15 protein-coding genes are annotated in these 16062 nt (G+C 73.2%); 10 read left to right on the forward strand and 5 right to left on the reverse strand.

The window, feature by feature from the left end:
• Positions 1–171: 171 nt before the first annotated feature.
• The gene (locus STRBO_RS40285) at positions 172–1254 is read left to right on the forward strand and encodes a MerR family transcriptional regulator (RefSeq protein WP_020114694.1); all 1083 of its coding nucleotides are present in this window, start codon (positions 172–174) and stop codon (positions 1252–1254) included.
• Here STRBO_RS40285 and STRBO_RS0120395 read toward each other — a convergent pair.
• Both STRBO_RS0120395 and STRBO_RS0120400 read right to left on the reverse strand, forming a co-directional pair.
• Positions 1188–2549, reverse strand: a complete 1362-nt coding sequence (locus tag STRBO_RS0120395) for a cryptochrome/photolyase family protein (protein WP_005474357.1) — start codon at positions 2547–2549, stop codon at positions 1188–1190. The genes STRBO_RS40285 and STRBO_RS0120395 overlap by 67 nt on opposite strands.
• 109 nt (positions 2550–2658) lie before the next feature.
• Complete coding sequence (locus STRBO_RS0120400) at positions 2659–4188, reverse strand: SDR family oxidoreductase (RefSeq protein WP_020114695.1); 1530 nt, start codon at positions 4186–4188, stop codon at positions 2659–2661.
• Between the two features lie 124 nt (positions 4189–4312).
• Between STRBO_RS0120400 and STRBO_RS0120405 the strand changes: the two genes are divergently transcribed.
• The 5 genes from STRBO_RS0120405 to STRBO_RS0120420 all read left to right on the forward strand — a co-directional run bounded on the left by STRBO_RS0120405 (position 4313) and on the right by STRBO_RS0120420 (position 9560).
• The gene (locus tag STRBO_RS0120405) at positions 4313–4825 is read left to right on the forward strand and encodes a MarR family winged helix-turn-helix transcriptional regulator (protein ID WP_028796762.1); all 513 of its coding nucleotides are present in this window, start codon (positions 4313–4315) and stop codon (positions 4823–4825) included.
• A 161-nt stretch (positions 4826–4986) separates the two neighbouring features.
• Complete coding sequence (locus tag STRBO_RS0120410; RefSeq protein WP_005474354.1) at positions 4987–7104, forward strand: MMPL family transporter; 2118 nt, start codon at positions 4987–4989, stop codon at positions 7102–7104.
• Positions 7105–7370: 266 nt separating this feature from the next.
• Entirely contained in the window at positions 7371–7448 is a 78-nt protein-coding gene (locus tag STRBO_RS45945; protein ID WP_352234107.1) for a putative leader peptide, read from the forward strand.
• Between the two features lie 320 nt (positions 7449–7768).
• Positions 7769–8323: an NADPH-dependent FMN reductase gene (gene ssuE / locus STRBO_RS0120415; RefSeq protein ID WP_005474353.1), complete on the forward strand. Its 555-nt coding sequence runs from the start codon at positions 7769–7771 to the stop codon at positions 8321–8323.
• An 85-nt stretch (positions 8324–8408) separates the two neighbouring features.
• Positions 8409–9560, forward strand: a complete 1152-nt coding sequence (locus STRBO_RS0120420) for an LLM class flavin-dependent oxidoreductase (protein WP_005474352.1) — start codon at positions 8409–8411, stop codon at positions 9558–9560.
• A 10-nt stretch (positions 9561–9570) separates the two neighbouring features.
• Here the strand turns inward: STRBO_RS0120420 and STRBO_RS0120425 are convergent, their stop codons facing one another.
• Both STRBO_RS0120425 and STRBO_RS0120430 read right to left on the reverse strand, forming a co-directional pair.
• Positions 9571–10071, reverse strand: coding sequence for a GNAT family N-acetyltransferase (locus STRBO_RS0120425; RefSeq protein WP_005474351.1), 501 nt, complete (start codon positions 10069–10071; stop codon positions 9571–9573).
• 56 nt (positions 10072–10127) lie between these two features.
• A complete protein-coding gene (locus STRBO_RS0120430) occupies positions 10128–11171 on the reverse strand; it encodes an acyl-CoA dehydrogenase family protein (RefSeq protein ID WP_005474350.1) in 1044 nt (347 codons plus the stop codon).
• A gap of 278 nt (positions 11172–11449) precedes the next feature.
• On the opposite strand from STRBO_RS0120430, the gene STRBO_RS0120435 reads away from it, so the two are divergent.
• From STRBO_RS0120435 to STRBO_RS0120450, 4 genes are all read left to right on the forward strand, one after another.
• Positions 11450–12337, forward strand: a complete 888-nt coding sequence (locus STRBO_RS0120435; protein WP_020114696.1) for a glycoside hydrolase family 19 protein — start codon at positions 11450–11452, stop codon at positions 12335–12337.
• Between the two features lie 190 nt (positions 12338–12527).
• Complete coding sequence (locus tag STRBO_RS0120440; RefSeq protein WP_005474348.1) at positions 12528–13730, forward strand: hypothetical protein; 1203 nt, start codon at positions 12528–12530, stop codon at positions 13728–13730.
• A 188-nt stretch (positions 13731–13918) separates the two neighbouring features.
• Positions 13919–14314: a VOC family protein gene (locus STRBO_RS0120445; RefSeq protein WP_005474347.1), complete on the forward strand. Its 396-nt coding sequence runs from the start codon at positions 13919–13921 to the stop codon at positions 14312–14314.
• A gap of 92 nt (positions 14315–14406) precedes the next feature.
• Positions 14407–15477 (forward strand): adenosine deaminase, encoded by a 1071-nt coding sequence (locus STRBO_RS0120450; protein ID WP_005474346.1) that lies wholly within the window; start codon positions 14407–14409, stop codon positions 15475–15477.
• Here the strand turns inward: STRBO_RS0120450 and STRBO_RS40290 are convergent.
• Positions 15474–16031, reverse strand: coding sequence for a mycothiol transferase (locus STRBO_RS40290; RefSeq protein ID WP_051085239.1), 558 nt, complete (start codon positions 16029–16031; stop codon positions 15474–15476). The two genes, STRBO_RS0120450 and STRBO_RS40290, sit on opposite strands and share 4 nt — an antisense overlap.
• Positions 16032–16062: the final 31 nt, after the last annotated feature.

Below are 16062 nucleotides of genomic sequence, written 5' to 3' on the forward strand. Positions count from 1 at the left end.
CCGCGGGTACGACGGCGGGACCCACAGGGCCCACAGGGGCCACAGAGCCGACAGGACACGCAGGGCTCATGAGGGCGGCTCCTCCCGCCGGGCGGTGCGCATGCCGCCATCGTGCGAGCCCGCGAGGCAGCGCTTCACCTCGCATCGGTTGTGCATCGTATGATCGCCCCCATGGGTGCGTACGGGGAGGAGAACCCCGCCGATCCGGGCCTGACCAGCGGTGCCCTGGCACGACGGCTAGGCGTGTCGCCCACGACGCTGCGGTCCTGGGACCGCCGCTACGGCATCGGGCCGGCGGTCCGCGCGGACGGACGGCACCGGCGCTGGAGCCCGCGGGACGTGGCGGTGCTGGAGGAGATGTGCCGGCTGACGTCCGCCGGGCTGCCACCCGGCGAGGCGGCACGCGTGGCACGGGCGGGGGCAGGGACCCCGACGGCGAGAGACGCGGAGGACGGGCGCGGAGGAGCACAGGTACCGGACGGGGATGTCATGCGGCGGCCACCCGCGTCCGGCCGGCCGTCCCCGGGAGAAGGCACCCGCGAGGAGTGCCGGGGCCTCGCCCGCGCCGCCGTACGCCTCGACGCCCCGGCGGTGGAGGACCTGTTGGCCGGGGCCGTCGAGCGGCACGGGCTCACGGCCGCCTGGCAGGACGTGATGGTGCCGACGCTGCACGCCGTGGGCCGCAAGTGGGCGTCGTCCGGCGACCGTTACGTCGAGGTGGAGCACCTGCTGTCCTGGCACGTCTCCACCGCCCTGCGCCGCCACACCCGGGCGCCCGCGCCCCCGCACGGTGCCACCACCCAGGGCCCGGTCGTCCTGGCCTGCGTGCCCGGCGAACAGCACAGCCTGCCGCTGGAGGCGCTCGGCGCGGCACTCGGTGAACTGGGCCTGCCCGCCAGGATGTTCGGCGCGGCCGTCCCCGCCGAGGCGCTCACCTCGGCGGTCGAGCGGCTCGGCCCGGCGGCCGTGGTCCTGTGGGCACAGGCCCGCTCCACGGCGAGCCCGCCCCTGGCCCGTCATGTCGCAGCCATGCGCTGGGGCGTCAAGGGCGCCCGCAGCCGGCCGCTCGTCGTGCTCGGGGGCCCCGGCTGGCACGGGCGCCCCACATCGGGGACGGTCCGGCCGTCCTCGCTCGAAGAGGCGGTGGAGGCGCTGTCCGGTCTGTTCGGACGAGCGGCCCGGCCGGATCAGGAACTGCGCCCCCGCAGGAACCGCTCCCGCCCCTCCGACAGCTCGACGAGCGGCTCTGGATAGTCGAGCCCGGCACGGTCCAGCCCCTGCAGCTTCCAGGGCTCGTGCACCGCCGGTGCCGCGAGGTCCGCCAACTCCGGTACCCAGCGCCGTACGTACTCCCCGTGCGGGTCGTACCGCTTCGCCTGGGTGACCGGGTTGAGGACCCTGTTGGGACGGGTGTCGGTGCCGGTGCCGGCCATCCACTGCCAGTTGAGCTGGTTGTTGGCCATGTCGCCGTCGACCAGGAGGTCCAGGAAGTGCCGGGCGCCCACCCGCCAGTCGACGTAAAGGGTCTTGGTGAGGAAGCTCGCCGTCAGGAGCCGGCCCCGGTTGTGCATCCAGCCCTCGTGCCGGAGCTGGCGCATGGCCGCGTCGACCACCGGGTAGCCGGTGCGACCCGCCCGCCACGCCTCGACCTCGTCCGGCGCGGTCCGCCAACGGTCGTGCTTGGCGCGGTAGTCCACGGTCGCGGCCGCCGGCCGCGCCGCCAGCACCTGGCGGTTGAAGTCCCGCCACGCCACCTGCCGTACGAACGCCTCGGCGCCCGGACCGCCCACCCGGCGGGAGCGGTGCACGAGTTCGACGGGGGAGAGGGTGCCGAAGTGCAGATGGGGCGAGAGCCGGGAGGTCGCGTCACCCGCCAGGTCGTCGTGCCGGTCCTCGTACGCCTCGACGCCCGACCGCAGCCAGGCCGCGAACCGGGCGCGGCCCTCCCTCTCGCCGCCCGCCGCCAGGCCGGGCGAGAGGCCGGACAGCCCTGCGCGGGACGGGAGTTCCTCGGAGCCGACGCCGTCCGGCACGTGTACCGTCCGCGGCGCGGTCAACGGGTCCCGCAGACGCCGCCGGGACCAGTGGGCGAAGTACGGCGTGAAGACCGCGAAGTGGTCCGAGGAGGTCGGCAGCACCGCGCCGGGTTCCACGGCGGTCGTCACCGTGTCGTGGACGTGCAGGCGTACGCCCTCGGCCTCCAGCGCGCGCCGCAGCCGCTCCTCGCGACGGTGGGCGTACGCGCTGACGTCGGCCGCGAGGTGCACCTCGTCGGCGTCCGCCTCGCCGGCCACCTTGCACACCTCCTCCACCAGGTCCCCGGAGCGCACCACGAGCCGGCCGCCCCGCTCCCGCAGTCCCGCGTCCAGGTCGCGCAGGCAGTCGGCGAGGAACGCCAGCCGGTTGGGTGCGGCGAACCCGGCGCGGTCCACGGCCCGGTCGCGCACGAACAGCGGGACCACCTGCCGGGATCCGTCGAGGGCGGCGCGCAGCGGCGGATGGTCGTGCAACCGCAAGTCGCAGGTGAACAGGACGACCGAGACGTTCATGACGGGCTCCGGGGAGAGGGACGACGCAGAGAGGACGAGGGGGCATCGGCCGCTTCCGGCCCGGGGCACCCGGCGGATGCACGAGCCGGGCACGGGCGCCGGGCGCACATCAGGGCAGGGGCGCCCCCTCCCGCTCCCGCGCGGTCGCGTCCGCCACCGCCGCCCGCGCGATGTTGCGGGCCATGCCGCCGAACACGACGGAGTGGAAGGGCGCCACGCTCCACCAGTACGCGTGACCGAGCAGGCCGTGGGGATGGAACAGGGCCCGCTGACGGAACAGGGTGCGTCCCGTGCCGTCGGTGTCCGCGTGCATCTCCAGCCACGCCAGACCCGGCAGCCGCATCTCCGCCCGCAGCCGCAGCAGCCGCCCCGGCTCGATCTCCTCGACCCGCCAGAAGTCCAGCGAGTCGCCCACCCGCAGGCGGGCGGCGTCCCGGCGGCCCCGGCGCAGACCCACCCCGCCCGCGAGCCGGTCCAGCCACCCGCGTACGGCCCAGGCGAGAGGGAAGGAGTACCAGCCGTTGTCACCGCCGATGCCCTCGATGACCCGCCACAGCGACGCGCGCGGCGCGTCCACGCCCAGCTCGCGCTGGTCGGTGTAGAGGCTGCCGCCGGCCCAGTCCGGGTCGGTGGGCAGCGGGTCGCTGGGCGCCCCGGGCAGGGAGGCCGACGACCAACGGGTGGCGACGTCGGCCTCGCGCACCTTCCGCAGGGCGAGCCGTACCGCCTCGTCGAAGCCGACCGGGTGGCCGGGCGGATCCGGCACGTACCGGGCGATGTCGTGCTCGCGGCAGACCACCTCGTGCCGCAGCGACTCGGTGAGCGGCCGGGCGATCGAGGCCGGCACGGGTGTCACCAGCCCGACCCAGTGGCTGGACAGCCCCGGGGAGAGCACCGGCACCGGCAGGATGAGCCGGTGCGGCAGCCCGGCGACGACGGCGTAGCGCCGCATCATCTCGAGGTACGTCAGGACGTCCGGGCCGCCGATGTCGAAGGTCCGGCTGACGTCGTCCGGCAGCCGGGCACAGCCGACGAGCGCGCGCAGCACGTCCCGGACGGCGACGGGCTGGATGCGGGTGTGCACCCAGCTGGGGGTGACCATCACCGGCAGCCGCTCGGTGAGGTAGCGCAGCATCTCGAAGGAGGCCGACCCCGAGCCGATGACGACCGCCGCCCGCAGCACGGCCGTGGGCACACCGCAGTCCATCAGGATCCGGCCGACCTCGGCGCGTGAGCGCAGATGAGGCGAGAGTTCCCGCTCCGGTACGTCGTACGGGGTGAGGCCGCCCAGGTACACGAGCCGGCGCACCCCGGCGGTCCGGGCGCTCTCCCCGAAGATCCGAGCCGCCCGCCGGTCCGTGTCCTCGAAGTCCTCGCCGGTCCCCAGCGCGTGGACCAGGTAGTAGCCGATGTCGACGCCCCGCATCGCCCGGGCCAGGGACTCCGCGTCGGTGACGTCGCCGCGGACCGTCTCGACGTCGTCGGCCCACGGGTGGTCGCGCAGCCGTTCCGGTGAGCGGGCCAGACAGCGCACCCGCAGGCCCGCCTCCAGCAGCTCGGGGACGAGCCGCCCGCCGATGTACCCGGTCGCGCCGGTCACCAGGCAGAGCGGTCCGCTGTCGTGTGCGTCTCCCGTCATGCGTTCCTCGGTTCCTCGCGTCGGCGTCCTCCCGTCATCCCTTCCACCGCGAGAGCGGTCGTGGATGCGCCGGAGGGGTACCGCCGCGCGATCGGGTGATCGGTACGACGGCTACGCTGACCGCGTGGCCACAGTGAACGACCCCGGGCGCCGGGCGGGTGAGGACGGGTCCGGCCGCCCCGCGGCGGCGACCGACCTGCACGCCTTCGCCGTCGCGCTGCGCCGGATGAACGGCGAGATCAACCGGCTGGTGCACGCGTTCGCGGGCGATCACGGGCTGCACGCGACCGACGTCCAGGCCCTCGCGGCGATCCTGGACGCGGACACCCCCATGACACCGAAACGCCTGCGCGAACACCTCGGCCTCACCTCCGGTGCCGTCACCGCCTGTGTGGACCGGCTGGAGCGCGCCGGACACGTCCGCCGGGTCCGGGAGAGCGCCGACCGCCGGGTGGTCCACCTGTACTACGCGGCCGACGCGCGCTCGGCCGCCCGTACCTATTTCCGGCCCCTCGCGGAGGCGACCGAGGCCGCCCGCTCGCGGTTCACCGAGGACGAACTGGTCGTGGTGCTGCGCTTCCTCGCCGCGATGAACGAGGAGCTGGGCGCCGGCCCCGCACCCGCCCGCGCCCGCTGACCGGGCGGGGCACGGTGCATCCAGGGGCCGGGTGCGGGCGGAAGAACGGTTGATGTCTATGATCGCCGCCGACGACAAGTTCAATGATTGAGATTGTTTTTCATTGAGGTAGCTGTCCCGTCGACCGTTGGCGACCCGTCCGCCCCGGAGCCTGGAGCACCATGTCCACCACCCCTCGACGCGCCCGCCGGCTCGTTCCCCTCCTGCTGATCGCCGTCTGGCTCGTCGTCGGAGGAGTCCTCGGCCCCTATGCCGGCCGCCTCGGCGAGGTCGCCACCAACGACCAGGCCGCGTTCCTGCCGCGCAGCGCGGAATCCACCGAGGTCATAGCCGCCCAGCGGGCCTTCCGGCAGGACGAGACGCTCGTGGCGATCGTCGTGTGGACCGGCGAGGGCCTGGCCGAGCGGCGCGCCGCGGCCGACCGGGCACTGTCCTCCCTCGACGGCACTCCCGGCGTGACGGGACAGGTCTCACCCGCCCTGCTCTCCGAGGACCGGGCGGCACTGCGCGGTGTCGTCCCGCTGCGGCCCGACCTCGGCGACGCCCTGCCCGGCACCCTGGAGCGGATCCGGACCGCGGCCGAACACGTTCCCGGCACCACCGTCCAGCTGGCGGGCCCCGCCGCCAGTCAGGCGGACCTCTCCGACGCGTTCGCCGGGATCGACGGCCTGCTGCTCGCCGTCGCGCTCCTGACCGTGCTGGTGATCCTGCTCCTCGTCTACCGCAGCGTGCTGCTCCCGCTGGTGATCATCCTGGGCGCGGTGTTCGCCCTGGGCCTCGCCTGCGCGGTCGTGTACGCGCTCGCCGACCGGGGCATGGTCCGGGTCGACGGCCAGGTCCAGGGCATCCTGTCGATCCTCGTCATCGGCGCGGCCACCGACTACGCCCTCCTGCTCACCGCCCGGTTCCGGGAGGAACTCGGCGCGCACACCGATCGGTTCGCCGCCATGCGGGCCGCCCTGCGGCAGTCCTGGGGCGCCATCGTGGCCAGCGCCGCGACCGTCGCCCTCGGCCTGCTCGCCCTGCTGCTCAGCGACCTCACCAACAACCGTGCGCTCGGCCCGGTCGGCGCCATCGGCATCGGCTGCGCCGTCCTCGCCACGCTCACCTTCCTGCCCGCCGTCCTCGTCGCGCTCGGCCGCGCCGCCTACTGGCCCGCCGCGCCGGGCGGTCCTTCGGCCGCCCCGCGTGCCGGTGAGGGCGTGTGGCGGCGGGTCGCCGGCCTCGTCGACCGGGCGCCGCGCCGGGTGTGGGCGCTGACCCTGGCCGCGCTGCTGGCCGGGGCCGCCTTCGCGCCCACGCTCACCGCCAAGGGCGTCCCCCTGGACGAGACCTTCGTCAACGACGCGCCCTCCGTCGCCGCCCAGAAGACCCTCGGTGACCACTTCCCCGGCGGCTCGGGCAACCCCGCCGTCGTCGTCGTGGACGCGGACCGGCTGGCGCGGGTGCTCGCCGCGGCCCGCGACACCGACGGCGTCGCGACGGCGGCCGCCGTCGACCGGACCGGCCGACCCGGCGGCGAGCCCCTGGTCGTCGACGGGCGGGTACGGGTCGACGTCACCCTGGACGCCGCCGCGGACAGCGACGCCGCGAAGCGGACGGTGGCCCGCCTGCGGACCGCCCTGCACGCCGTGCCCGGCGCCGACGCCCTCGTCGGCGGCTACACCGCACAGCGGTACGACACCCTGCGCACCGCCGAACGCGACCGCACGCTGATCGTCCCCGTCGTCCTCGCCCTCATCCTGCTCATCCTGACGGGCCTGCTGCGCTCCCTACTGCTGCCCGTCCTGCTGGTCGCCACGGTCGCCCTGAACTTCCTCGCCACACTGGGCGTCTGCGCGCTCGTCTTCCAGCACGTCCTCGGGTTCACCGGCACCGACCCCTCCGTGCCGCTCTACGGGTTCGTCTTCCTGGTCGCGCTGGGCGTGGACTACAACATCTTCCTGATGTCCCGGGTCCGCGAGGAGGCACTGCTGCACGGCACGCGCCAGGGAGTGCTGCGCGGGCTGGTCAGTACGGGCGGGGTCATCACCTCCGCGGGCGTGGTGCTCGCCGCGACCTTCGCCGCGCTGGGCGTCATCCCGCTCGCCTTCCTCGCCCAGATCGCCTTCATCGTGGCCTTCGGTGTCCTCCTCGACACCCTCGTGGTGCGTTCGCTCCTGGTGCCGGCGCTGGTACGGGACCTCGGCGAGCGCGCCTGGTGGCCGGGGAGCGTGGGGTCCGGCGGGACGCGGCACACGGTGACCGATGAACAACGACCGATGACCAGCAACCGATGACCAGCAACCGATGACCAATGACCGATGACCGACGGGGTGCCCGGGCCGAATCGAGCCCGGGCACCCCAACGGTCGTTGATGCACCGGTGTGTTGTGCGATCCGGCTGTTCCCTCGGCGACGCGCCTGCCGAATGCGCGCCGCCTTCCGACCCGTTCCAGCTTTTTCCTGACGGGCCGTCGTGAAATGCGATGGTCCGCGATACGAGACCCGGTCGGGTTCTTCTTGACGGTCGTCGTCGACGGCTGTCACGATCGACTCCATGAAGATGCGACTGGACCTCACGCGGCGACGCCATGTCGACCTCGCGCGCGTCTCCAGTGCCTCCTGTCGCTCCGCGGCCTGATCACCTCTCCCGATCCGCCGCGCATTTTCGCTTTCCGCGCCTGAATTCACCCCGCCCGCGCACTCCTTGAAGCGAACGCGCCCCTCAACAGGCATCCCGCGCACTCCCTGATTCCGAATTCGGCGTGCCCGAAAACATTCCGCGGCATTCCGCGACCGGGACCGAGCGGAGCAACGGCTTCGGCCATGCCCCGGCCGGGTCCGAGCCGTTCATGTCCGGCCAGGCGCGGGCAGGCCGCCCCGACCCAGCCGGTACTTCAGACCACCTCCTTGCGGGGCGCCCGTCCGCTCGGGCTCCCCGTGCTCCCAGAAAGAGGGCCCATGGCCACCGTCCTGTCCGTCTCCGGCAGCCCCTCCGTCTCCTCCCGTACCGCGAAGCTCGTGCGCCACCTCGACGCGCGTCTGGTCGCCCAGGGGCACGAGGTCGTCCCGCTCGACATCCGCACGATCCCGGCCGAGGCCCTGCTCGGAGCGGACTTCAGGCATCCGGCCATCGTCGAGGCCACCGAACTCTTCGAGCGGGCGGACGGGATCGTCATCGGCACCCCCGTCTACAAGGCCGCCTACTCCGGAGTCCTCAAGGCCCTGCTCGACCTGCTCCCGCAGTACGCCCTCACCGGCAAGACCGTGCTGCCCCTGGCCACCGGCGGCACCACCGCCCATGTCCTCGCCATCGACTACGCGCTGCGGCCGGTGCTCAGCTCCATGGGCGCCCGGCACATCGTCCCCGGCTGGTTCACCCTCGACAAGGACATCGCCGTGGGGGAGGACGGCTCGGTCACGGTCGCCCCGGCCACGGCCGAGGCCCTCGACCAGGTCGTCGACCAGTTCCTCACCGCCCTCGGCCCGGCGCCGGTACTGGCCGCCGTGAGCTGACGCGTGACGCGGCGCCGGACCGGACCCGGCCGGACGGCGACCGGGACGACCTGCAGCCGCGGACACCCCTGATCGGAGACCCCACGTGTCCCTCACCTTCCACTGGTTCCTGCCCACCAACGGCGACAGCCGCCATGTCGTCGGCGGCGGCCACGGCACCCCCGCCACCGCCTCCGGCCGGGACCGGCCGCCGACGGTCGCCTACCTGGGGCAGATCGCCCGCGCCGCCGAGGACCTGGGATTCGTCGGCGCGCTCACCCCCACCGGTGCCTGGTGCGAGGACGCCTGGCTGACCACCGCGATGGTCAGCCAGCACACCGAACGCCTGAAGTTCCTGGTCGCCTTCCGCCCCGGCTTCGTCTCGCCCACCCTCGCCGCCCAGATGGCCTCCACCTTCCAGCGGCACACGGGCGGACGGCTCCTCCTCAACGTCGTCACCGGCGGCGAGAGCCACGAGCAGCGCGCCTACGGCGACTTCCTCGACAAGGACGCCCGGTACCGTCGTACCGGCGAATTCCTGCACGTCGTCAGGGGGTTGTGGGAGGGCGGTACCGTCGACCTCGACGGCGAGCACCTCCGGGTCGAGGACGCGAGGCTGGCCCGGCTGCCCGACCCGGTGCCCGAGGTGTACTTCGGCGGCTCCTCGCCCGTCGCCGGGGAGATCGCCGCCCGGTACGCCGACGTCTACCTCACCTGGGGCGAGCCGCCGGCCAGGGTGGCCGAGAAGATCGCCTGGATCAAGGGGCTGGCGGCGAAGGAGGGCCGTACCCTGCGCTTCGGGATCCGGCTGCACGTCATCACCCGCGACACCGCCGAACAGGCATGGGCGGAGGCGAACCGGCTGCTCGACGGTTTCGACGCCGGGACCGTACGGTCCGTGCAGGCCGGACTCGCCCGCAGCGAGTCGGAGGGCCAGCGGCGCATGCTCGCCCTGCACGGTGGCAGCCGGGACGGCCTGGAGATCCACCCCAACCTCTGGGCCGGCATCGGCCTGGTGCGCGGCGGCGCGGGCACCGCGCTGGTCGGCAGCCACGACGAGGTCGCCGACCGCGTCAAGGAGTACCACGCCCTCGGCATCGACGAGTTCGTCCTCTCCGGTTACCCCCACCTGGAGGAGGCGTACTGGTTCGGCGAGGGCGTCCTCCCGCGCCTCGCCGCCCAGGGCCTGTGGCAGCACCCCTTCTCCCCGCCGCCGGCCGCCTCGGCGCAGGTGCCGTTCGCCGGCCGGTCGGCGTGAGCGGAGACGATCACATGGCGCGTTCCATGCACACCAGTCGCTCGCGCTCGTCCCACGACTCGGTGACGTGGAAGCCGAGTCGCCCGTACAGGGCGATGGCCCCGGTCCGCCACTGCCACACCGACAGCCGTACGGTGTCCGCGCCGAGGTCGGCGGCGTGCGCGAGGGCGGCGTCGAGGAGGGCGGTGGCGGCGCCCCGGCCCCGGAACGCCGGGTCCGTCCAGAGTCTCTTGATCTCCGACCGTCCGCGGGTGGGGGCGGTCACCACCACGCAGCCCACCGGGGTGTCGCCGTCCAGGGCCAGCAGGACCACATCGCCGGCGAACGCGGATCCCGGGTCGGTGATCTCCGCCCGGTAGCGGTCCGGCAGCTCCGCCGCATCGGTGACGGGGTCGCCCTTCTCGGCTTCCGTCCGCAGGTGGTAGGCGGCCAGCAGCGGGGCCGGGCCGCCCCCGGTGGACGCGGTGCGGCCCGGCCACCGGACGACGGAGACAGCGCGCTGATCGGTCATGACGCCAGCATCACATGGCACCGGCCGGACTTCGCACGAGCCCGGGGCGCCCGGGGTCAGTAGGCGGCCGACAGGGAGCCGAGGTGGGCCCGGCGCACCTCGGCGGTCTGGCCCTGCACGAGCAGGAACAGGGCCTCGCGGGCCAGGCGTTGCGCCCGGTTGTCCAGGTCGAGCGCGCGTCCGCCGCCGGCGACGACCGCGGCGGTGGTCGCCGTGCGCATCAGGTCGAACGCCTTGGTCTTCAGGGCGAGCCGCTCCTCCATGTGCTCGTGGGGCGCGGGATGGTCGGCGAGGGCGTAGGCCTGTCGCCGCACCTTGTCCACCCGGAGGCGCAGCCCCTTGGTCAGGGGATCGTCCTGGTCCAGCAGGGCGAGGGCGGACTCGGCGACCCCGAAGACCGCCGGTGAGGCGTTGGTGGGCTTGGGGCGGTCGCCGGCGGCCCAGGACTCGTACGGGGCGTGCAGGGCCACCGCGTCGTCGGGGATCCACAGCCCGTCGAGGTGGAGCGAGACGGTACGGGCGGCCGTGAGCGCCGCGAGCCGCAGGGGCGCGGAGGCCTTCAGCCCGGACTGCTCCCTGGCCTCGGCGAAGGCGAACACCACCTCGTCCGCGTCCGTCACCCCGGCCAGCATCATCACGTCGTTGAGGCCCCACCCCGTGTACCAGGGCACCGTGCCGTGGAACAGCCAGCCACCGCGCTTCGGCACCGCCCGGACCGGTACCTGCGGATACCTGCGCAGATGCGCGTACGCGACGCCGGACAGCAGTTCGCCGCCGGCCAGCTTCGCCAGCAGGCGTTCACGAGCGGGGAGTTCGCTCTTCATCAGGGTCAGCACGGGCGTGTGGTGCTGGGTCTGTACGAACCACGTGGAGCAGCAGGCCCCCGCGAGGATCTCGGCGGTCTCCCGCGCCACGGAGGGGGGAGCGCCCGACCCGCCGTAGGCCACCGGCGCGCTCACCCCGAGCAGCCCCGAGCGTTTGATCGCCTCGACGCTGTCGGCGGGCACCCCCTCCTGGTCGACGCGCTCCGCCCGAGGCGCGAGCACCTCGGCGGCGAGTCGGCGCGCCTGGACGACGAGGGGGTGCGGTGACGTGGTCATGGAGTGATTCTCCCCGGCTCCTGCCCCAAAGATCACATCATCGGGGCCGGAGCATCACGTCTTTTCCCCAGCCGGCCTTCTCGCGGCGCACCTGACCTGCCGTCATACGAGTTGACTGGTCTACACCCTTGACTGGTACAGACCAACGCGGTTGAGTGTGCCCCACACCCCCCACCGCCGCCCCACGCCGTGACCGGCCCCGCCGGCGCGTGCGCGCGAGGTCCCGTCCCGTCATGCCTCGCCCGGGTGCGGCCGTGCTCCACGAAGGAGTTGGTCCCGTGTCGAGGCGCCGTATCTCCGCCGTACTGACCGCGCTGGTCATCGGCGGTTCCACACCGTTGTTGCTGCCCGCCCAGAGCGCGTCAGCGGCTCCCTGTTCCAGCTACGCGAGCTGGGTGGCCGGCAAGTCCTACGTCACCGGCAACATCGTGCGCTACACCGACGGCAAGGCGTACATCGCCGAGCACGACAACCCGGGGTACGACCCCACCATCAGTACCTGGTACTGGGAGCCGTACGCCTGTGACAACGGGCCCGGCAACCCCTCCGGATTCGTGGTGAGCGAGGCGCAGTTCAACCAGATGTTCCCCAACCGGAACTCGTTCTACTCGTACAGCGGGCTGCGGGCGGCCATGAGCGCCTACCCTGCCTTCGCCACCACCGGCAGCGACACCGTCAAGAGGCAGGAGGCCGCCGCCTTCCTCGCCAACGTCGACCACGAGACCGGCGGTCTCGTCCACATCGTCGAGCAGAACACCGCCAACTACCCCACCTACTGCGACTGGAGCCAGTCCTACGGCTGCCCGGCAGGGCAGGCCGCCTACTACGGGCGCGGTCCCATCCAGCTCAGCTGGAACTTCAACTACAAGGCGGCCGGCGACGCGCTCGGCCTGAACCTCCTGGGCAACCCCTGGCTGGTGCAGAACGACTCGGCCGTCGCCTGGAAGACCGCCCTGTGGTACTGGAACACCCAGCGGGGCCCCGGCTCGATGACCGGCCACAACGCGATGGTCACCGGTGCGGGCTTCGGGCACACGATCCGCAGCATCAACGGCTCGCTGGAGTGCGACGGCAAGAACCCGGCGCAGGTGCAGAGCCGGGTGAGCGCGTACCAGCGGTTCGTCCAGATCCTCGGCACCTCGGCGGGCGGCAACCTGTACTGCTGAGGCCCGCACACCGAGCCAGGGTGTCATGTACCTGGCTTTTCCGCGGGGTCCCGCCGGTCGCGGCCGGGCCCCGCGACTCCCTGTCGCTTCCGTGCGCCGGGGCGAGGCGCCGGGGCAAAGCGGCGTCAACAGGTTCATATAGGCTGCCTGTTCTGTCCCTGCCGTTCGTCACCACCCGGGAGCGTCACCCGTGAGCGTAGCCACCGCCCACTCCGCATCGGCCGTACCGCCCTCCGACGAGCCCCCCGCCGCGCCGGAGGCCGCCGAGGCGATCCCGGCACAGGACGAGGGTTTCTGGGTCGAGCCCGTCGCGGCCGAGGGGTCCGAGGACGCGTCCGGTGCCGGGGTGCCGGCGCAGCCGTCCGGGGCGCGGGCGCCCGAGGGGGACACCCCCGCCGACGTCGTGGACGAGCGGGTCGCCCGTGACGCCCGGGAGTTCGGGGTGTACGCGCGCACCGGCGGCTGGGCGTTCGCGCTGAAGGTGGCGCGCAGCGTGCGGCCCGGCGGGGAGACGGCGGGTGAGACGGCGAAGGTGTCGGCGAAGCGGTTCGCCGAACTGGCCGAGTGCTCGCCGGAGCGGGTCATGCGGTACTACAAGGCGTGGGACCGGGCGGCCGACGACGGCATGGTCCCGCACTTCGAGGCGCTCGCCCCCGGCGCGGAGATCGACCTCCCGGACTCCGACGTGTGGCTGTCGTACTACAGCTCCCGTTCCAGCGCGACCTCCGACCGCGGCACCGCCATCACGGCGGCGGCCGAGGCCGAGGGCATCCGCCCGACCAAGGCGCTGGAGGTCGCCGAGAACCCCACCGCGCTGCGCGCCGCGATCCTCGCCGACCCCTCCACCGCGCAGGCGGCCCGCACCGCGCTCCTCGACCGCCTGAAGGAGGACCCCTCCCTCCAGACGGAACTGGCCCGCGACATCGCCCGCACCGACGAACTCAAGAAGGCCGTCGCCAGCGAGACCCAGGCGGCCAGCCGTATCGGGTACGTCCGGCAGATCGTGGAGAACGGACAGGTCAAGACCCCGGCCGGCCAGGTGATCGACGCCACCGCCGAGCTGCGCGCCGAGGCCGAGCGGCACCTGTCCCTCATCGACGAGCTGGACGACGACGAGGACACCGGCGAGTGGGCGACGGAGGCGTACGACACCGTCAAGGAACTCGTCGTCCAGACCGTCGAGGCGGACCCCGAACTGCGGGTCCAGGAGCGTCGGACGAAGTTCTACAGCAGCCTCCAGAAGGCGACGAAGGTCTTCGAGGAGCTGACCCTCGACGACGCCGTCGACCTCGACGCCATCTACGAGGACGACATGCTCCAGCGCCTGGAGGACCTCCAGCAGGCCCTCAGCACCTGCATCGCCGCCCTGCGCAAGGCATCGCCGGGCGAGTGATCCCGGGCCCCGGCCCCGCCGGGTGATCAGGGCTTACGGCCCGCCGGGCCCCGAGGCCCCCCGCGCGGCGGGGGGCCTCGGTCGTGCCGCGCGGCGCCTCTGCGGCCGTACCGGAAAAATGCTATTTGCCGTCCGGTGCGTGTTACGTATAACCTCCCGGGAACCCCGAGCGACCCCGAGAGGCCCCGATGAGACGCATTGCCCTGGTCACCCTCGTGGTCGACGACTACGACGAGGCGATCCGCTTCTACACCGAGGCGCTCGGCTTCCGGCTCGTGGAGGACGAACCGAGACCGGGCGGGAGCCGCTGGGTCGTCGTCGAGCCGGGGAGCGAGGGGCAGGGCGGCGGACTGCTGCTCGCCAAGGCCAGGGACGAGGCCCAGCGCGGCCGGATCGGCGACCAGACCGGCGGGCGCGTGGGCTTCTTCCTGCACACCGACGACTTCGCCCGCGACCACGCCCGGATGCGGGCCGCCGGTGTCACGTTCCTGGAGGAACCGCGCCATGAGCCGTACGGCTCCGTCGCCGTCTTCGAGGACCTGTACGGCAACCGCTGGGACCTCCTCCAGCCCGCCGCCGACTGACCCGGGCCGCCCGAACCTGTCCGCCGCCGACCGAGCCCCTCGGTCACCCGCCCCCGACCCACCACCGCACCACCTGCCGAGGAACGAACGCCATGACCGTGCCCCGCATCGACGCCGACACCATCCGCCGCCTCCCCAAGGTCGTCCTGCACGACCACCTCGACGGCGGTCTGCGCCCCGCCACGCTCGTGGAACTCGCCGCGCAGGTCGGTCACACCCTCCCGGAGACCGACCCGCAGGCGCTCGCCGCCTGGTTCTACGAAGCCGCCAACTCCGGTGACCTGGTGCGCTACATAGCCACCTTCGAGCACACCCTCGCCGTGCTGCAGACCCGTGAGGGACTGCTGCGGGCCGCCGAGGAGTACGTGCTCGACCTGGCCGCCGACGGTGTCGTCTACGGCGAGGTGCGCTACGCCCCCGAGCTGAACACGACGGGCGGGCTCACCATGAGCGAGGTCGTCGAGACCGTCCAGGAGGGCCTGGCCGCGGGTATGGCCAAGGCGGCGGCCCAGGGCACCCCGGTCCGCGTCGGCACGATCCTGTGCGGGATGCGCATGTTCGACCGCGTCCGCGAGGCCGCCGACCTGGCGGTGGTCTTCCGGGACGCCGGCGTCGTCGGCTTCGACATCGCGGGCGCCGAGGACGGCTTCCCGCCCGCCGACCACCTGGCCGCGTTCGAGCACCTGCGCCGCGAGAGCGTTCCCTTCACCATCCACGCCGGCGAGGCCCACGGGCTGCCCAGCATCCATCAGGCCCTCCAGGTCTGCGGCGCCCAGCGCATCGGCCACGGCGTCCGCCTCACCGAGGACATCGTCGACGGCAAGCTCGGCCGCCTCGCCTCCTGGGTCCGCGACCGCCGGATCGCCCTGGAGATGTGCCCCACCTCCAACCTCCAGACCGGCGCCGCCGACTCCATCGCCGGGCACCCGATCACGGCGCTGAAGGACCTCGGCTTCCGCGTCACCCTCAACACCGACAACCGTCTGGTCTCGGGCACCACCATGACCCGGGAGATGACCCTGCTCGTCGACGAGGCCGGCTGGACCCTCGACGACCTGCGCACGGTCACCGTCAACGCCCTCAAGAGCGCCTTCGTCCCGTTCGACGAGCGCAACGCCCTCATCGAGGACGTCGTCCTGCCGGGCTACGCCTCCGCCTCCTAGAGGCCTCCGGAGGTCCTCGGAGGTCTCCGGACGGGTTCCTGACCGCCCTCGCGCCGGACCAGCCCTCGTACGTACGCCGCCTGGCCGACATGCTGAAGGTCGTCGGCCAGGACACTGACCAGGCGTACGCCGAGGGTGACGGCCGGCGTCCACCGCTCGTCCACGATCCGGTCGAGGGCGTCGGCATCGACGCCGCGCACGAACTCCCCCGTCTGTTCGTGCACGGCGTCGAGGTATCCGGTGAGCAGGTCACCCGAGCCGACCCGTACCTGCGCCACCTGCGCCGGGCTGTGCCCGTAGCCCGTGTCCCGGGCCGGCAGGGCCAGCCCGAAACGCTTCTCCCAGCCCTGGGACAGCCAGACCTGCTCCCGTCCGGCGGCGTCGGCCACATGGTCGTCCTGGATCCGGGTGAGGTGCCACACCAGCCAGGCGACGGAGTTGGCGTCGGGGGCGGGCCGGGCGTGGAGGTCGGCCTGGGCCAGTCCGTCCACGACGGCGTGGACCTCCTCCCTGATCCGGCCGAACGCGTCGATGAGAACGTCCTTCACATCCATACGTCCACCATCGAGCATCCGGGCCGCGCCC

Source organism: Streptomyces bottropensis ATCC 25435 (assembly GCF_000383595.1).
Lineage (GTDB): Bacteria > Actinomycetota > Actinomycetes > Streptomycetales > Streptomycetaceae > Streptomyces > Streptomyces bottropensis.